At 42.7% G+C, this 18574-nt stretch carries 15 protein-coding genes; 10 read left to right on the forward strand and 5 right to left on the reverse strand.

Annotated elements, in window-relative coordinates; all coding sequences use genetic code 11:
- Positions 1 to 192 precede the first annotated feature (192 nt).
- The gene (locus JWP71_RS14075) at positions 193 to 759 is read left to right on the forward strand and encodes a DUF4256 domain-containing protein (protein WP_299501145.1); all 567 of its coding nucleotides are present in this window, start codon (positions 193 to 195) and stop codon (positions 757 to 759) included.
- Positions 760 to 797: 38 nt separating this feature from the next.
- Positions 798 to 1376 (forward strand): YdeI family protein, encoded by a 579-nt coding sequence (locus tag JWP71_RS14080; protein WP_299501148.1) that lies wholly within the window; start codon positions 798 to 800, stop codon positions 1374 to 1376.
- Between the two features lie 59 nt (positions 1377 to 1435).
- Here the strand turns inward: JWP71_RS14080 and JWP71_RS14085 are convergent, their stop codons facing one another.
- On the reverse strand, positions 1436 to 2938 hold the full coding sequence (locus JWP71_RS14085) for a PAS domain S-box protein (RefSeq protein WP_299501150.1): 1503 nt from the start codon (positions 2936 to 2938) through the stop codon (positions 1436 to 1438).
- Between the two features lie 178 nt (positions 2939 to 3116).
- Between JWP71_RS14085 and JWP71_RS14090 the strand changes: the two genes are divergently transcribed.
- The gene (locus JWP71_RS14090; RefSeq protein WP_299501152.1) at positions 3117 to 4460 is read left to right on the forward strand and encodes a PQQ-binding-like beta-propeller repeat protein; all 1344 of its coding nucleotides are present in this window, start codon (positions 3117 to 3119) and stop codon (positions 4458 to 4460) included.
- A 13-nt stretch (positions 4461 to 4473) separates the two neighbouring features.
- On the opposite strand, the gene JWP71_RS14095 is transcribed toward JWP71_RS14090, so the two are convergent.
- Both JWP71_RS14095 and JWP71_RS14100 read right to left on the reverse strand, forming a co-directional pair.
- Entirely contained in the window at positions 4474 to 6294 is a 1821-nt protein-coding gene (locus JWP71_RS14095; protein WP_299501154.1) for an ABC transporter ATP-binding protein, read from the reverse strand.
- Positions 6295 to 6532: 238 nt separating this feature from the next.
- Entirely contained in the window at positions 6533 to 7036 is a 504-nt protein-coding gene (locus JWP71_RS14100; RefSeq protein ID WP_299501157.1) for a hypothetical protein, read from the reverse strand.
- A gap of 138 nt (positions 7037 to 7174) precedes the next feature.
- On the opposite strand from JWP71_RS14100, the gene JWP71_RS14105 reads away from it, so the two are divergent.
- From JWP71_RS14105 to JWP71_RS14120, 4 genes are all read left to right on the forward strand, one after another.
- Entirely contained in the window at positions 7175 to 7915 is a 741-nt protein-coding gene (locus JWP71_RS14105) for a cytochrome b/b6 domain-containing protein (RefSeq protein ID WP_299501159.1), read from the forward strand.
- Positions 7896 to 8675: a molybdopterin-dependent oxidoreductase gene (locus tag JWP71_RS14110; protein ID WP_299501162.1), complete on the forward strand. Its 780-nt coding sequence runs from the start codon at positions 7896 to 7898 to the stop codon at positions 8673 to 8675. Before JWP71_RS14105 ends, JWP71_RS14110 begins: the two co-directional genes overlap by 20 nt.
- Before the next feature lie 31 nt (positions 8676 to 8706).
- Positions 8707 to 9846 carry a glycerate kinase gene (locus JWP71_RS14115; protein WP_299501165.1) on the forward strand — a complete coding sequence of 380 codons (1140 nt, stop codon included), beginning with the start codon at positions 8707 to 8709 and terminating at the stop codon, positions 9844 to 9846.
- A 119-nt stretch (positions 9847 to 9965) separates the two neighbouring features.
- Positions 9966 to 10316 carry a hypothetical protein gene (locus JWP71_RS14120; protein ID WP_299501167.1) on the forward strand — a complete coding sequence of 117 codons (351 nt, stop codon included), beginning with the start codon at positions 9966 to 9968 and terminating at the stop codon, positions 10314 to 10316.
- A 92-nt stretch (positions 10317 to 10408) separates the two neighbouring features.
- On the opposite strand, the gene JWP71_RS14125 is transcribed toward JWP71_RS14120, so the two are convergent.
- Positions 10409 to 11497 carry a type I phosphomannose isomerase catalytic subunit gene (locus tag JWP71_RS14125; protein WP_299501170.1) on the reverse strand — a complete coding sequence of 363 codons (1089 nt, stop codon included), beginning with the start codon at positions 11495 to 11497 and terminating at the stop codon, positions 10409 to 10411.
- A 665-nt stretch (positions 11498 to 12162) separates the two neighbouring features.
- Here JWP71_RS14125 and JWP71_RS14130 point away from each other — a divergent pair.
- The 3 genes from JWP71_RS14130 to JWP71_RS14140 are packed head-to-tail and all read left to right on the forward strand — an operon-like array spanning position 12163 to position 16663.
- Positions 12163 to 13449 carry an MFS transporter gene (locus tag JWP71_RS14130; protein WP_299501173.1) on the forward strand — a complete coding sequence of 429 codons (1287 nt, stop codon included), beginning with the start codon at positions 12163 to 12165 and terminating at the stop codon, positions 13447 to 13449.
- A 29-nt stretch (positions 13450 to 13478) separates the two neighbouring features.
- On the forward strand, positions 13479 to 15773 hold the full coding sequence (locus JWP71_RS14135) for a c-type cytochrome (RefSeq protein ID WP_299501175.1): 2295 nt from the start codon (positions 13479 to 13481) through the stop codon (positions 15771 to 15773).
- 35 nt (positions 15774 to 15808) lie between these two features.
- On the forward strand, positions 15809 to 16663 hold the full coding sequence (locus JWP71_RS14140; RefSeq protein ID WP_299501177.1) for a sugar phosphate isomerase/epimerase: 855 nt from the start codon (positions 15809 to 15811) through the stop codon (positions 16661 to 16663).
- Positions 16664 to 17003: 340 nt separating this feature from the next.
- Here the strand turns inward: JWP71_RS14140 and JWP71_RS14145 are convergent, their stop codons facing one another.
- The gene (locus JWP71_RS14145) at positions 17004 to 18461 is read right to left on the reverse strand and encodes a glycosyl hydrolase family 28 protein (protein ID WP_299501179.1); all 1458 of its coding nucleotides are present in this window, start codon (positions 18459 to 18461) and stop codon (positions 17004 to 17006) included.
- Positions 18462 to 18574: the final 113 nt, after the last annotated feature.

Here is an 18574-nt window from a genome sequence, read left to right on the forward strand (position 1 = left end):
TTGTAACCTATAAGGATATCTATAAATTGGACAATAGACCGGAAATGGCCCTGTACAGAACCACGATAGAATTTGTGTTATAAGGCTTCGCCGGGATAAGGAATTATTGTGCCATTTATGCAAACTGTTTTTGTTATTTTGTCATGGTATTTCAGACCTGATTATAGAAAAATAATTTCCGTTAATTTATAAATGAATAACATGAAAAAGGAGCTGTCGCCACAACAAGGTGAAGAACTACTCAGCCTGTTAAAAGCCCGTTTTGAAAAAAATATGAACCGCCATAAAGGTCTTGAATGGACTAAAGTACAAGCAAAATTGGAAGCTGATATTGAAAAACTATGGTCGCTCAATGAAATGGAAACAACCGGCGGTGAACCGGATGTTGTTGGTTATGATAAACAAACGGGCGAATACATTTTTTATGATTGTTCGGCAGAAAGCCCTAAAGGCCGCAGAAGTCTTTGTTATGACCGTGAAGCGCATGAGGCAAGAAAAGAATTTAAGCCGGAAAATAACGCTGTTGACGTGGCCACTGCCATGGGCATTGAGCTTTTATCGGAAGAGCAATACCGGGAATTGCAGCAACTTGGCAAGTTCGATCTGAAAACATCGAGCTGGGTGAAAACACCTGCAGATATCAGGAAACTTGGCGGGGCCATTTTTTGCGATCGTCGTTATGATACGGTATTTGTTTACCACAACGGAGCAGAATCTTACTACGCTGCAAGGGGTTTCCGCGGCTCGCTAAAGATCTGAATTTTGTCCAAACAGCTAATATTAATACAACGAAAAGCATGAATCCGAAAGTTGATTTTTATTTCAATAAAGCCCAAAAGTGGCTGGAAGAAATAGCGCGGTTGAGAATGATAGTTCTTGACTGCGGACTAACCGAGGAATTGAAGTGGGGCTGCCCTTGCTACACGGTTCAAAAAAATAACATTGTATTAATACACGTTTTTAAAGAGTATTGCGCGTTGCTGTTTTTTAAAGGCGCATTGCTACATAACAATCATGGTCTGCTGATACAACAAACCGAGAATGTGCAGGCAGCGCGCCAGATACGGTTCACCAATATTATGGAAATAGTTGAGCAGGAACCCATACTGAAAGCCTGTATTTTTGAAGCCATTGAAGTTGAAAAAGCCGGTTTGAAAGTGGAGCTTAAAAAGACTTCGGAATTTGCCATACCTGCAGAGTTTAAAAACAAATTAGATCATATCCCTGCCCTAAAAATAGCATTTGAGGCATTAACACCGGGACGGCAAAGAGCATACATTTTTTATTTTTCTGCACCCAAACAATCCAAAACCCGGGAGGCAAGGGTTGAAAAATATATGCAGCAAATTCTCAATGGAAAAGGATTGGATGATTAGTAAATTCAATCAGAATTATTGGTATTGACACGGAGTTTGACAAGGAAACACCTTAAGTTTTAGTGGGCAGTTTTTTTAAACTCGACTCTAAAAATGGTCCCTTCTCCAAGACTGCTTTCCACTGTAATGTTTCCTCCCATCGCTTCTACCTGGTTTTTGACCAGAAATAGTCCAATGCCATGGGCATCTTTATTGCCATGAAATGTTTTATACATGCCGAAAATTTTCTGGCCATAAAGGTCAAGATCTATACCTAAACCATTATCCTCGATCTCAAGAATAAGCCGTCCATCGTTTGTATAGGCCCGGATGAAGATTTTAAGCGGTCTTTTGGGGTTGCGGTATTTGATGCCATTGCTCAGTAAGTTGAGCAAAATGCTTTCAAGGTATGCCGGGTCGTATTCTATCTCAATGTCTGATGCTACCTTAACAGAAAGTTCGGCACTCGCCTGTTTCAGCGACCCGGACAATACCGTCCCGATTTTACGAATCTCCTTGACCAGATTTAGTCGCTTGAGGTTTTCTGCTCCCGCAGCATTCACATCAACCACTTCGTTTAAATGCAACAGCGTTTGTAGTAAGTTGACCGCGTTTATTCCCAGCATACCGATCAGTTCGTTTTTTTCGTCCACATCCTCTTCCTTCAGGATCATGTCTGTCAGCATCTGAATGTTGCCGGCGTGCGACCGCAGGTTATGAGAAACAATGTGAGCAAAGTTCATCAAGCGCTCGTTTTGAGCGTTAATAATCTCCAGCGCCTGCCTGCGCTCGCGTTCCAGGAGCTTGCGTTCTTCTATATCCGCCTGCAGCCTATCCAAATGTTTTTTTCTTTCTGTTATGTCCTGGATCTGGGAAACGAAATACAACGGCTGGCCCTGCTGGTCGCGAACCAAAGTGACATGTAAAGATGCCCATATAATATGGCCGCTTTCATCAAGATACCGTTTGTCCATTTGGTAGTTGGTGATTTGGCCGGCCAGTAGTTGGTGCATCTGCTGTAGGTCTTTGTCAAGGTCATCCGGATGGGTTATGTTCTGAAAGGTCTCTTTTAACAATTGTTGTTCTTTCCGGCCCAGCATTTGGCACAGCATGTTGTTTACCTTGATCCAGTCGCCTCGGGTAGAAACAAGCGCCATGCCGATAGGCGCGTAGTCGAATGCATGGTGAAACTGTTCTTGCTGCTCGGCCAGGCTGTTAATCAGGTTTATTTGTGCAGTTATATCCTCAATGGTTCCGTAGATAACTGTGCATTTGCCATCCTCAAAACCGGCCTTGATGTAAACTTTTATCCATTTAATATTGCCGCGTGTGGTAGTTATTTGAAAGTCTCCGTTTTCTGGCTGGCCTGTTTTTATAGCGTTATCAATTAGCTTTCTGAGAGCTGCTGCATCTGAATAAAATCCGATGGTCTTTTCCAGATCCGCATAATAATCAGGACCGACTTCAAAAATTTCCCGCACAACAGAGTTCCAGTAACCTTCGTTTTTTTCTATGTTCCTTTCCCATACGCCCAAATGAGCAAGCGGAATAACTTTCTTGTAAAGTTCGAGTTTGGTTAACATGAATGTGTAATGTTATTATATAAAGTAAGCAAAGTCGCAAGATATTTGCACAATACGTTAAAAATGTGTTTGTTTAGCGATAACCGCATTCAAAATTAAAGAAATCTTCCAGCTTTAATAGCTATGTCTATTATTAGTACATTCGGTGTCTCTTAATTCATAACCAATAATCAAGACTATGTTTAAATATCTTTTTGCTATTGCATTTTTATGGATGAATGTTACCAATGCTCAAAATCATTCAGACGTTGCTTGTGGGGTATTCCAAACCTCCGGGATACGCACAGATGCTTTTTCTTTAAATAAGCATGCCGGATTGGGAGATATCAAATGGAAGTTTAAAACCCGGGGAAAGGTGTTTTCTTCACCGGCCATCTGTAACGGCATAGCCTATATAGGCAGCGAAGACTATAACCTGTATGCCGTTAATGTGCAAACAGGTAAGCTTATGTGGAAATTTACTACGGGAGGCGCAGTGCATTCATCGCCGGTAGTGTACAAAAACATAGTGTACTTTGGCAGTTATGATGGCTATTATTATTCATTGAATGCGGCTACAGGTAAATTAGTTTGGAAATTTAAAACCGGCGGGGAACGCAAAGTAGGTGCAAAAGGCTTATGGACGATGGGCCCAAAGGATCAATATATGGAAGATCAGTTTGATTTTTTTCTTTCATCGCCCGTGCTTGATCTAAATGATAACGATCTTACCGTTTATTTTGGGAGTAGCGATGGCAACCTGTATGCCTTAAACGCTAATACGGGTGAAAAGAAGTGGGTATTTAAAACCAATGGCATCATTCGCGCAAGCCCGGCATTATACCGGGGCAAAGTTTATATCGGCAGTTGGGATACCTTTCTGTATGCTTTGGATGCGCGCACGGGTAAGTTAGAATGGAAATTTGAGACCGGCAATCAGCCTGTTTATCATCTATTGGAAGGTATTCAGTCATCTCCAACATGTGCTGATGGCATGGTTTATTTTGGTTCGCGCGATGGGTTCTTTTACGCTTTAAATGCTGATAATGGAAAACAAGTCTGGAAATATGGTGCCGATAACTCCTGGATACTAACAACAGCCGCCATTAAAGATGGATCTGTTTATATCGGAACTTCGGACACTTTCCTTTTCCTGGCATTTGACGCTAAAACCGGGAAGGAAAAATTACGTTTTAAGACCAACGGATATATTTATTCATCACCTTCTATTGCGGGAAATACGGCTTACTTTGGAGATTTTTCGGGTAGTTTATTCGCGGTTGATCTCACGACGGGCAAGCTAGCCAGTAAAGTCTCTACGGCTGGCCGAACCAAAAATGCCGCTAATGTGCTTAACCCGAAGGGTGATGTTGATTTTAATTTCCTTGCAAAGGGAATGGATAACTCTTTGTATGCTACGAGTGTAACAGTGATGAATAAGCTTTATACCCTGGGCCCGATTGTGTCTTCGCCCGTGGTAAGTAATGACGTTATATATTTTGGAAGTGCTGATGGTTATTTATATGCCGTTAATTTGAACTAATCAAACAAGGCGATTATTTATAGCCCATTGCCTGCAAATTAAAGAGTTCAGCATAGCGGCCGTTTTCAGCCAGCAGTTCCTGATGGGTCCCGGCCTCCAGTATGGTGCCTTTATCTAAAACGATGATCCGGTCGGCCAGCCTGGCGGTAGAGAAGCGGTGCGAGATTAACACTGCTGATTTTCCTTTGGTTAGCTCAGCAAACCGCTGAAACACTTCGTATTCCGCCCGTGCGTCCAGCGCAGCCGTAGGCTCATCCAGGATCAGCACCTGTGCATCTTTCATATACGCCCGGGCCAGCGCTACTTTTTGCCATTCGCCCCCGGATAGCTCTACACCATTGTTAAACCGCCTGCCCAGCCATTGCTCGTAGCGGTTAGGTAGTTTTTCCGCCAGCGCATCTGCCAGGCTTTCCCGTGCCGCCTTTTGGATCAAAACTTTATTGTCTACTTCGCCGATATTACCAACCGCAATATTTTGGGAAAAGGTCATTTGATAACGCAGGTAGTCCTGGAAAATAATACCTAAATTTAAACGGAGATCCTCGATAGCGTATTCCCTAAGGTCTGTTCCATCCAATAATATACGTCCTTCAGTCGGATCGTAAAGCCGGGCCAGTAACTTTACCAGCGTAGTTTTACCAGCGCCGTTCTCACCAACCAATGCCAATTTTTCGCCGGGATGTAAAGTAAAGTTCAAATGCCGGTTGGCCCAATTCTCGGAATGGTGATACCTGAAGCCAACATCCTCAAAAGTAAAACCTTGTTTAACCGGGTTTGGAAATGGCAGGGGTTTAGCCGCTACGCTTATCTTTGGTTTGATCTCAAAGAATTCTAAAAAATCATTCAGATAAATGGCACCCTGTGACACGGTGGTAAAGCGGTTCAGCATATTTTCCATCAGGGTGCTTAGCTGGCGGAAAGACCCCGCCAAAAAGGTTAGGGTACCTACAGTAGCTTTCCCGGTTACCGTCTGATAAATAATAAATGCGTAAGCCACGTAGTAGCCGATGCTGCCTAAAACAGAAAAGAACAATCCCCAGCCCGAGCGCCTGACCGCCAGTTTGCTATTATCAGCATAAAATTGATCGGAAAGGGTCTTAAAGCGGTTGGTGATAAAATCAGCAAGACCAAATATTTTTACTTCTTTAGCCGTTTCATCGCTGGCACCCAAGTAACGCAAATAATCCAGTTCCCGCCGTTCTGGTGTCTGGCTACGTGTAAGCGCATAGTTTTGACTGTTGAAATAAGATTCCCCTAAAAACGAAGGAATAATAGCAATCAGCAACAATACAATTAGCCATGGGTTAAAAGCCAATAACCCAGTCAGGAGAAAAGCCATCGAGATCAGGTCCTGTACCTGGCTCATAACCTGTGATAACAAGACGCTGCGACCAACAGTTTGCTGCCGGGCCCTTTCCAGTTTATCATAGAAAACCGAATCTTCGAATTGGTCCAGGTCTAGCATGGCCGCATGGCGCATGATGCGCATGGAGGTATAATTAGAAAACAAATCGCCGAGCAGGCTGTCCGTCAGGTTGATCATCCTGTTCAGACCATCGGTTAGCACTGCCAGCCCAAACTCTATCAGCACCAGTTGCCACAATTCGTGCTGGCTTCCGCCGTGCCGGTTGAGCAGCACCACCTGGTCTATGATAAGCTTGCCCACATACAGCAAAGTTACGGGCATAGCCGAGCGGGCGATACGCAGCAGGAAACTTAGCGTTGTTTTCCGCGGGCTGCTTTGCCACACAAGCCTGAATAGTTCAGGCAGGTTCTTTAAAGCCGCGAGCCGTTGTTTAAAAGAAAGATCGGATTTTGATATTGTTTTAGCCATAAGCTTCGCTGCATTTTGTTAATAAACAAAGCTATCACTAATAACCCGCCGGAAATGACACCGCCAGGTAAAAAATCCTTACCCGGAAAATTTACGAAGTTGGTTATAGAAATGGTTTGGGCTAAGACGCCCGCAATAGCGATAACCGCCGTGTGATTATAACATTGCTAATTAATTGGAAGGACGACAGTAATTTAGTTTTACCCGGTCTTATTGTCTATGTCAGTCTGCAACTTTCTTATCGATCATGTTTATGCTCTTTCCATTGCTTGTCTGCATGCTTAAATTCTTTCTCTTGTTCTTTGTACTGTTTCTTATCATCTTTTTCCATCTGTTTATTCCAGTGCTTGTTGTATTTTTCATCCTTGCTGTCCCTGATGATGACCTGACCGCTACGCCCCCGGTAATTGGCATATCTGGTTCGGTAGCTGTTATTTCTTAGCCATGGATCATGGTCATTGATCACCACCTTATACCCATTATAGAGGTCATAATCCCGATACCTTGCCGGCAGATTAGTGGTCCGCACCCAGCTGTTATTTTGATAGTAGATGTATTGATGTGTCGGTACAGAATAATAAGTATCTATATCAGGTATATAATAATAATCGGCATAATCATAACCAACAGGCCCCCAATCCGGCTGGCTGCCGATATTGACACGGACACTGATCTGCGCATCAGCAAATTTGGGGCTAAAGCTGCTTAAAAGCAGGGCGGTGATAAAAATCAACTTTTTCATAACGGAGGTTCTTAGTAATATGCTGTGGAACAATTGTTATATAAAAAAGTTTTTGCACAGTCAAGGGCGGCCATGCGGGAAATGAGCGGCAAAGAAGGTAGAAATTTAAAGTGCAATACTTTTATTTAAATCACTCCAATGATTCAGCTTTTATATATTATTGCTAAATTCACTAATCAAATGAAAACCATTAAAGAAAAACACTCTTTAGCCATGCGATGGACGCATTGGGTTAACTTCCCGATACTCACCATTATGATATGGAGCGGAATGCTGATCTATTGGGCCAATGATGAATATAAGATCACCCTGTTTGGGCACACTTATTTTCATTTTTTTCCGGATTGGTTCTATAAAAAATTTCATTTGGTGCACCGTCTCTCAGAAGGGATGGCGTTTCATTTCCTGTTCATGTGGTTCTTTGTGCTGAATGGGATATTTTATATACTATACACCCTTATTTCGGGCGAGTGGCGCGAATTGGTGCCCAACAAACATTCATTTAAAGAAGCATGGCTGGTTTTATTGCATGACCTGCATATCCGTAAAATGGCGCCCCCGCAAAAAAAATATAATGCCGCGCAGCGCATTGCTTATACGGCCATTATCGTTATGGGTATTGGTTCTGTAATTACCGGGTTGGCTATTTATAAGCCGGTGCAATTTTATTATTTAACGTGGTTATGCGGTGGTTATCATCTAGCACGGATATTGCATTTTGTGCTAACCATTGGTTACGTATTGTTTTTTGTAATCCATGTGGTACAGGTTATCCTGGCAGGATGGCGTAATTTTAGCTCTGTTATTTCAGGGTTCGAGGTGGTTAATGACCAACCAAAGCCAAAAATTAAAGTTGCTGATGAAAACGAAAAAGATTAAAAAATCGACCATAGATCAAAAGATCAGCCGGCGAAACTTTATTTCGTTTGGTGTTTTTGGCACGGCTGCCCTGGGCGGAGTCCTTGCCTGGAAATGGCTGTATAATTCGCCGATAGAAACAATAACCATTACCGGCGGCGCGCATAAACCCCTGCGACGCGCGCTTAACAAAACCGAGCTGGCTTTCCGCAAGGTTTTCAGCAATAACAATTTGGTTAAAACCTATCCAAAATCAATGGCGGCAAAAAAGGTGCGGGTTAATAGTGATATTGGTATCGAGGCCGAAAAGAAGTTGGATATAACAGCCTGGAAACTGCAGGTTATAAAGCAGAACGGCGAAATGCTGCAGGTGTCGTTAGATGACCTAAAAGCATTGCCTAAAACAGAAATAATTTTTGATTTTAAATGCGTAGAGGGCTGGGACCAGATACAGTATTGGGGCGGCGTAAAATTCAGCGATTTTATAACCCACTATAACTTAGACGACCAGGCCAAACTGGAATATGTTGGCATGGAAACGCCGGATAAAGGTTACTACGTGGGTATTGACATGCCCAGCGCCATGCATCCCCAAACCATATTGGCTTACGAGGTTAATGCTAACCCATTACCATTGGAGCACGGGGCCCCGCTAAGGCTTATTATCCCCGTTAAATACGGCATCAAAAACCTTAAACGCATAGGCACCATAACCTTTAGCAATACCCGCCCGCCAGATTATTGGGCAGAGCGGGGGTATGATTATTATTCGGGGCTGTAAAATAGCCGTATTACAAATTAATTTAGCTGGTATGAATATATTGATCGCTCCAAACGCTTTTAAAAATAGTCTTGATGCGCAAGGTGTTGCAGAGGCAATAGCACAAGGACTGCAGCAAAGCGATCTTAATTGTACCTGCCGACTTTTTCCGGTGGGTGATGGTGGCGACGGCACGGGCGGTTTAATTATAAAACACCTGGATGGCCAAATAATTACCGCCCCGGCGCATGATGCATTGGGCCGCGAAATAACAGCAACATTTGGGTTGGTTGATAACGGCCGCACTGCAATAATAGAAATGGCCGATGCATCAGGCATGCGCCTTTTAAAGCCTGACGAGTTAAACCCGATGTTAGCCAATACCGCCGGAACGGGCGAGCTTATTAAACAGGCATTAGATAAAGGGGTAAATAAAATTATAATTGGCATGGGCGGCTCGGCAACAGTGGATGGGGGAGCTGGTATATTAAGCGCGCTGGGTATGCTGTTTTATGATAAGGATGGCAGTGAGCTGTCCCCTGTCCCAGCTCAGCTCGTTGACGTGGCCATGGTTGATGTTGGCCCTTTAGATAAACGTGTTTTTGCCTGCGATATAACCATTTTATGTGATGTTGATAATGCGCTATTAGGTGCCGATGGGGCAGCCGCGGTATTTGGCCCGCAAAAAGGCGCGACAACCGCTGATGTGGTAAAGCTTGATACTATGCTTAAAAACATAGCAGCCATAGCTTTTGAGCAAACGGGTGTAGATGCGACCAATATTAAGCACAGCGGCACTGCCGGAGGGGCAGCAGCCGGACTATACACATTTTTAAATGCCAAATTAGTAAGCGGCGCAACCCGGTTTTTAGAACTTACCAGTTTTGAAGCTGCTTTGCAAAATGCCGACATCGTAATTACCGGCGAGGGTAGTATTGACGAACAAACATTGCAGGGAAAAGCCCCGGCTGCAGTGGCTGCCATGGCCCGGGAGAGGGGTTTGAAGGTAATTGGTTTAGCCGGAAAAGTGCCCACAGTACATAGTGAAGCATTAAGCCAACACTTTCATATACTGCGCTCAATCAATATTACCCCTACAGATTTAGCTACCGCATTAAAAAGCACGCGCAATAACCTGGTGCGTACCGCCTGTGAGATTGGCAACCTGTTGGTTTTAAGCCAACTACAATAATCATCCCCATTTAAATATGCCGGTACGGCTAAGGACTTAAAACCTATAGTTGTTTTGCTGGCATGCTAATTGCCTGTATGATAATAACCTTGTTGCTTTTGAACGTAAAAAAAAAGTATATGAAATTCCCCCAGGTTACCTTAGGAACTACCAACATGATACGGGCAAAAATTAACAGCCAAACGTATCTTTTTACTGTCAATCATATTACTAAAGAATTAAATAATAAATTGATATATGGTATACAGTTAAATCATAGCAATTACTTTTTGAGCAAAACCTCTGGAGTTAACGATGCTGTACAATTAGATAACAATTTGCCGTTGGATACTTCTATGCTTAATGAGTTAAGTAGAGTAATTACCACCGTTGAGCTTAAGTATACCAAGCGCCCGTCATTAGAGCTTATGAATAGAGAAATATTTAGCCTCCTCGTAAAATTGCGGGGCCTAAGATTAAAATATATTTAGACCGGGTAAAATATAAAAAGTGACTTATGACCGCTTTGGTCGCCCAGTTCAACGCAATGATGATCTATTCATTTCCAGGGTATTCTATCGGTTTAATTGGGCGGATAACAGGCAATAATTTCTAAATCCTCAGCACTACTGTTTTCAATATGTACCTCACCCACATCAGCAGGCAAAAAATAAGTGTCGCCTTGTTTAACCTCTATGGTTTCGCCGTTGTGCACAAACCAGCCCTCGCCAGCCAAAATAATAAGTGTTTTAAATGAGTCATCATCCAATTGGTACGTGTCGGGGATTACCAACTTATCCATTTGGAAACAGGCCGTATCAGCATCGGTTATTAAATTAATTACCGTAGTGCCGTCTTCTAAAACAACAGGTTCCGGGTGTTTACCAAATTTCTTTAATGTTTCATCTTTTGACAGCCCTTCATAAGTAAAACAATCCAGCATGGCATCAAAACCTACGCCCTGGTGGCATAACATATCTGGTAATGTGCTGCCATCAAACGTTTTACGCTCAACCCGCATGGTATAATCGGTAGGCTCCTGTATCTCTATCAAGAAACAGCCGCTGCCAATAGCGTGGGGTAAGCCACCTTCAATTAAAAACACATCACCCGGCTGTACATAAAATTTATGTAGCGCGTTAATCATGCCGTCAATATCCTGTTCCTCAAAATACTGCTTCCATTGTGCTTTAGTTACATCGGGTTTAAACCCAACCAGCACATATGGCGGCTCGCCATTTACCTCTCTGCCACCCATAATATACCAGGCCTCGGTTTTGCCATAGTCTGATTTAAAATATTCTCTGGCATATGCTTTTGTAGGATGCACCTGAATAGATAACCTAACCGCGGCGTCCAGTACCTTTGTCAGCACCGCGGTATGTGCGCCATATTTAGCCACATGTTCTTCGCCCAAAAAACCTTCACTGTCGGTTTTTATCAGATCAATAAGTTTTTCAGTTTTACCATCGGGCATTAAGACAGTACTTAAACCCTCACCAGGTATATAGTTTTTATTGCGTGCTTCTACTACTGATGCCAGCCATTCCTCGGGTTTATCATTATCGGCAGGGCTATTCAGGCCTTGCCACTGTTCAATAAGCTTACCGCCGGTGTACGATCGTACTACCCGGTTATTTAATAGTTTTAGTATAGTTTCTGATGGTTTCATTATAGTTATATTATTTTGCTTCACCCGGCCATTCGATATTTAATAATTCTTTTAAACATATAACCCTGCTCATGGAGGCCTTTTTATGCAGCATAATCCAATGCAAGATTTATTTGGCCAATTTAAATGGTTTAGATCGTAATTCAACGCTATTACCAAGGCAAACGCATTAAAATAGTAATACACATCATTAGGAGCTCCTATGGAGCCTTTCTAAATTTATAGCTTTTTCTATAAACAGGTGACTCCTCTGGAGTCAAATGTCCGTTTCATTTCATTGCGACCTTAAAAAAACCATCGCTATCTCAGCAAACATTGGCTCCGGAGGAGCTCCCTGTTTATAGAAGGACCAGACAAACCCTATTTTGGCTCCATCGGAGCCTCCTTATATAGGCGATACGCTTTGAGTTATTTTAATGCGTTTGCCCTGTAGTTATTGAACAAGAATGTTTTTTACAAGCGCTCGCTACAAACAAACAATTATAATTAACAACCTTTTCATCAACTTTTTAAGGTAAAAGAATTGTTATGAAAACGATTGCGTAAATATATTTGATGATTGATGGGAGATATTTAGGGTTTTATTAAAAAATTCGGGTTTATTTGTCTGATTAAAACCAAGTATTGCCCAAAACCTAACATTGTATTTTAGTAAACAGCTATAAATGAGTAAACCCGTAATTACAAATTACCGTTGGGTTATTTGTGCCCTTCTTTTCTTTGCTACTACTATTAATTATATTGACAGGCAGATTATTGGTTTGCTTAAACCAACGCTGGAGACTGCATTTAAATGGACAGAAGCTGACTATGGCTATATAGTAGCGGCATTTGCAACCTGCTATGCTTTAGGTTATGTAATATTTGGCGGGTTTATTGACCGCATAGGCTCAAAAATTGGCTATACCATTTCTATTGTTGTTTGGAGTATTGCGGCCATGTTGCATGCTGTTGTTAATACAACTTTGGGATTTGGTGTAGTTAGATCGTTATTGGGATTGGGCGAAGGGGGTAATTTCCCTGCAGCAGTAAAAGCCACAGCCGAGTGGTTCCCCAAAAAGGAACGGGCATTGGCAACGGGCATATTTAACTCAGGCACCAGTATTGGCGCGGTAGTAGCACCCATACTTGTGCCGTGGATATTGGGTGTTTATGGCTGGCGTCCGGCATTTTTAATTACCGGTGCTATTGGTTTTGTTTGGCTGATATTGTGGTGGTTATTTTATGAGATACCGTCGCGCCACAAAAAACTAAGCAAAGCCGAGCTTGACTATATACATAGCGATAACGAACCTGGCGACGGTGAAAATGAAAAGCCCGTAAAATGGAGTAAATTAATAAGTGTAAAGCAAAGCTGGGTTTTCATATCTGCCAAAGCATTAACCGACCCGGTATGGTGGTTCTTTTTATTTTGGCTACCCTCTTATTTTTCATCTGTATATCACCTCGACCTTAAAAAACCAAGTTTAGAGCTGGTGGCTATTTATGCGGCTACCACCATTGGTAGTATAGGCGGCGGTTATTTATCGTCGGCATTAATAAAAAGGGGTTGGTTGGTATTAAAGGCGCGCAAAACCACGTTACTAATAGCAGCCATTTGCGTACTGCCGATATTATTGGTAAGGTATGCAACTGATATTTGGGTTGCCGTTGCAATTATTGGTTTGGCAATGGCCGCACACCAGGCATGGAGCTCCAACATATTTACTATCGTATCAGACGTTGTACCAAAAAAAGCCGTAAGCTCTGTAGTTGGGATTGGCGGTATGACCGGATCGTTGGTATCTGCGCTGTTTCCGTTGTTGGTTGGTATATTGTTAGATCATTATAAGGACATGGGCAACATTGGCGCCGGTTACAATGTTATATTTGTTATGTGCGCAATGGCTTACGTTATTGCCTTGTTCATCATTCACCGGCTTACATCAACCATGAAGCCTTTTAACTTATAACCATTATTAAAGTCATTAAGTCAATACACATGAAAAAGTATATTTATATAGTTTTATTAATACTGGCCGCGGGGGTTTTGTACCAATGTACAACCCATAAACTAATCGTGATGTATAATCCGCCGCCGGCAGATCCCAATTCATCGCCTGTTGTACCGGCTGATCAGTCCATCAGCAAAATGAAGTTAGAGCCGGGTATGGCTATAAAAATGATAGCTGCTGAGCCGTTGATCAGTTCGCCGGTAGCTATGATGTTTGATAAGAAAGGCCGAATTTGGGTGATAGAGATGGAAGATTATATGCCTGATACCTTAGGCAATGGCGAAAATGTGCCGAGCGCTAAAGTGGTTATGCTGTCTGATAAAAATGGTGATGGGGTGATGGATGACCGTAAGGTAATTATAGACTCGCTGGTTATGCCCCGCGCTTTTTGTTTGGTTGAAGATGGCATATTGGTAGCCGAGCCGCCCTACCTATGGTACTATAAATTAGAAAACGACAAGCCGGTTAAAAAGACATTAATAGATAGCAAATATACCGATGGCGGTAACGTAGAGCATTCATCAAACGGGTTATATCGTGGGTTGGATAACTGGATATACAATGCCAACTCGCCAAAGCGATATCGCAAAATGGGCGATAAATGGCTGACAGAAAAAGCGCACGAAAAGGGACAATGGGGCATTACCCAGGATAATGTTGGCCGTATGTATGCCAACGATAACTCTACCAACCTGGTTGGCGATTACTTCCCGCCGGGATTAGGGTTGAATAATAAAAATCAACGTAATGTAGCGGGCTATAGCGAGCGTACTGTTGCTGACAACCGCACTTTCCCGATAAGACCCACAACGGGTGTTAACCGCGGTTATATGAAGGGGGTATTGGATGATAGCTTAAGGCTGACCAACTTTACAGCCGCTTGCGGACCGATGATCTATCGCGGCGGATTGTTTGGCCCTAATTACGAGTTTAATGCTTTTGTTGCCGAACCATCGGCCAACTTAATTAAGCGCGATATATTAGGCGAGAACGGCAACGTGGTAAAGGGCCGCGAGGCATACCATGGCCGCGAGTTTTTAGCCAGTGTTGATGAGCGCTTTCGCCCGGTAAGTTTGTATGATGGACCGGATGGGGCGTTGTATATTGTAGATATGTACCGTGGTATCATTCAGCACAGAACTTATTTGAGCCCGTACTTAAAACAGGAAATTAAGAAACGTGATCTGACCAAACCACTATCATGCGGCCGCTTGTATAAAGTTTACCCGGCCGGTAAAAAACTGGTTAGCGTAACTTTCCCCGAAGATCCTGTTAAACTGGTGGCGCTGTTGGGCAACCCCAACGGTTACGTGCGCGACCAGGCACAACAAATATTGGTTGACAGTAAACCTGCAGCAGCTATACCAGCTTTGCGGGCGGCTATAAAATCTACCAATGTATTTTTAGTTACCCATGCCTTATGGACATTAGAGGGTATGGGCCAGATAAAAACCGACGAGGTTTTGGCCTTGCTGCAATCACCTGCATGGAATATCCGTATGCAGGCCATAACGGTTTCTCCATCGGTTATTAATAAAAACAACTATAAACAATTTGCCAATGTGTTTGAGCAAAATGTAGCTAAAAATGACACCATTGCCGCACCATATATAGCGTTTGCAACCAATGGCATACAACCTTTTGATAAAGCAGCGGCTGATGACATTTTATTGAGCCTTGCCAAAAAATACCCTAAAAACCTGTTTGTTGCCGATGCCATTGTAAGCAACCTGCAAAACAGGGAAGAGGCCTTCCAGAAACGGGTTGAAGCCATAGTGCCTGATACCACCGTGGCCGTAAACAAACGCATATTACGGGTTATTACCGCCATGAACGAAGCCAAACGTAACAGCGACCCTAAAGTACTGGCCAGGCTGTATCCTAAAGGCGCGGCCATTTTTAACACGGTTTGTAAAACCTGCCATGGCGAAGATGGCAATGGTATACCATCACTTGCCCCGCCGCTTAACGGATCGGAAATAATAAATGGCAATAAAGAGGTATTGATATCCATAGTTTTAAAAGGATTATCGGGCCCGGTTATGGTAAAGGGGCACTTATATAAAGCACCAGAGATAGGTGGCGAAATGCCGGGCTTTGCCGATAACAAAGACTTTAGCAACGACGATATTGTGCAGATATTAAATTACGTTCGTCACGCGTGGAACAACAATGGCAGCAGGGTCATTGTCGACGATGTATCAAACATCCGTAATAAATACAGTAAAAGGGAGAAATCATTCACTATGGATGAGCTTGACCCCTCGTTAAAAACCAATTGATCTGTAAATTTAACCTACTATAATATAAACCAATTATGAGAAGAATTATTTTTTGCTTTGTTCTAAGCAGCTTTTTGGCGCCAATAGCATTCGGCCAAAAAAAGCTATTAAAAGATATACCGGGAGTAGTTTCTTATACTTACCGCGATGATCTTGCTAAAGATGTACCGGGCACCTTAGATAAAATTAAATCATTAGGCATTACCAATATGGAGTTTTCGGGCCTGTTTAAAAAAACGCCCGAAGAGTTACGAGCCTTATTGGATGCGCGTGGCATGCGTTGTACCAGCATAGGTGTAGGCTATGGCGACCTGGACAAGCACATGGATAAAGTTATTGCTCAGGCTAAAGCTCTGGGTGCCGAGTTTGTACGCATTGGCTCTATCCCTCACCCCGGCGATTTTAAGGATCTGCATGCTGATGTGGTTAAACAAGCCGCGATAGACTTTAATAAATTTGGTAAAACATTGGCCGAAAACGGTTTAACCTTTTGCTATCATAACCATGGCCCTGAGTTTAAACCGGCCGGTGATTTAGGCGACGGACTGCTTTTTGATTACCTGATAAAAAATACCGACCCTAAATACGTATCGTTCGAGATGGATGTAATGTGGGTTTACTGGCCGGGCCAGGATCCGGTTGCTTTGTTGCAAAAATACCCTGATCGTTTTAAATTGATGCACGTTAAAAACGTGAAAAAAGGTTTAGAGCGTGGTGGTCCGGCAACATTTGTTGCTGTAGGCGAAGGGCAGATAGATATGGAAGCTGTATTAAAAGCTGCACGAAAAACCAAGATCAAATACTACTACATTGAAGACGAAAGCAAGCCGGAATTTATTGACGCGCAAATGCCGGTAAGCATGAAGTATTTGGAGGGGTTGACCAGGTAGACATCCCCCCATAAAATCATAAAAAAGGCGACCATGAATTTCGAATCGGGCCGCCTTTTTTTTATATATAACCCCGTTATTGGAGAAACGTGGTGTACTATATCGTCAGCGATGTTGTTTCATCTTGTTTCACTACCTAAAAATCACTCATTTTGCAATAATTTGATTACCATGATGTTAAATAATATTCGCCCATAGAAATACTGACGAATAAGTTGTTACATTTTGTTACATCACTTTTTAGTAAATCATTGTATTTCAATAGTTTAAGTCAAAATCTTGTTTCACTTGTTACATTTTGTTTCACCATTTCGTGTAACAAAACCCAATAGAAGGGTAACTACTCTACCGCTACACTGCTTACAAAAGCGTTGGCTTTTATCTGCGCGGTTGTAAGGGCTTGCCCGTTCATTACTACATTTTTAAAGCTTATATTCTTTATGGCATGATCGGCATCGGCACCAACCATATCTACAGTAAGCGGAGCGCCAAGCACGGTTATGTTTTTAAAACTAATACCTTGTACTTTGCCAAAGCTGTCGCCGGGCCTTGTCCATACAGCGTGGCCTATCCATACAGAAATAAACCTATGTGCTTCTTCAATACGGATATCTTCAAAATGCACATTGCTTATCGTGCCGCCATCGCATTGATAAATACGCATAGACCATTCGCGGCCCTTATCATGTATTACATCACAGTTGGTAAAAAGCACATCATCAACATTATCACTAACCTCGGCGCCTATGCTAAGGGCGTGGGCAAGCTGGTTCCATAATACGCAATTGGTAGCCAGTATATGTTTAGCGTCGCCCTGGCCCTTATCCGCCTTAACTACTATCAGGTCATCCATGGTACGCAGGAAACAGTTTTTTACGGTTACGTAGCGGCTGTTACAAATGTCAATACCATCTGTATTGGCACGATAGCCAAATATCTTTAGATTATCAACCGTCACACTGTCTGATTGACGGATAGGAACGTTCCACGTACTGGCATCCCGCAGGATAATACCTTCTACATTTATATTTTGCCCGCGTATAAATAATAAGTTACGGGCATGAGTAGGACATGCGCCGGCATCAATAATACCACGCCCGCGGATGGTTATATTCCGTCCGCGTAAAGATAGAGATGGTGAATAATTGCGCATGCCGTCGCCTTTATTAACACTGTATTTCTCGCTTGAATCTATCACCGCCCGCACTATTGCACCGCCTGCTACATAAATAGTTTTATTATCGCCAACTTCCAGGTGGCTTATGGTATGTATGCCCGGGCCAAAATATACTACGTTGGGGTCATTAGCTTTGGGCGCATTGGTTTCAATGGGGTTAACAAACAGGTGCAGCGATTTTATCCATTCGCCATTTATCTCTATGGTAAGGTTTTTAGGCGATGAAACCACGAACGTAATAGAATGCCCATGTATAGTAGCATTAATTCCAAAAGATGTGGGTAGTATTTTAACCGAAGTAACCTCTTCAGGAACAGTAACGGTTACTGTTGCCGAACCCTGCATATCAAAATATGCAAAGGCAGCGGTGTCAAAATATTTATGAGAATTTTTTATATCAGCTATTCCTTTAAACTGATCTGGCGTACCATTGGCAGCTATTTTAGCGGTGTAAACCGCGACGTTCTTTCCTTCGACCGATATTTTATAGCGTTGGTCTAAAACCTCGCCAGCGGGTGCCGGATAAACTACTATCTTGCCTTTAGGTTTGCCGGTTGCGCTAATGTTTAATACAAGCAGGAATAGCACCCCCGTCAATGGGCTTAAACTTAATTTATTCATAGGTTATAATTCAGGCACCTTTAAAGGCGATGGAAGTATAAATGTCGGTAAAAGTGACTAAGTTTATATTGGTCCTTGCAAAAAAAAGCAAAACAAATAAATTTGTAGCCGCA

The organism is Mucilaginibacter sp. (assembly GCF_028287845.1).
Lineage (GTDB): Bacteria > Bacteroidota > Bacteroidia > Sphingobacteriales > Sphingobacteriaceae > Mucilaginibacter.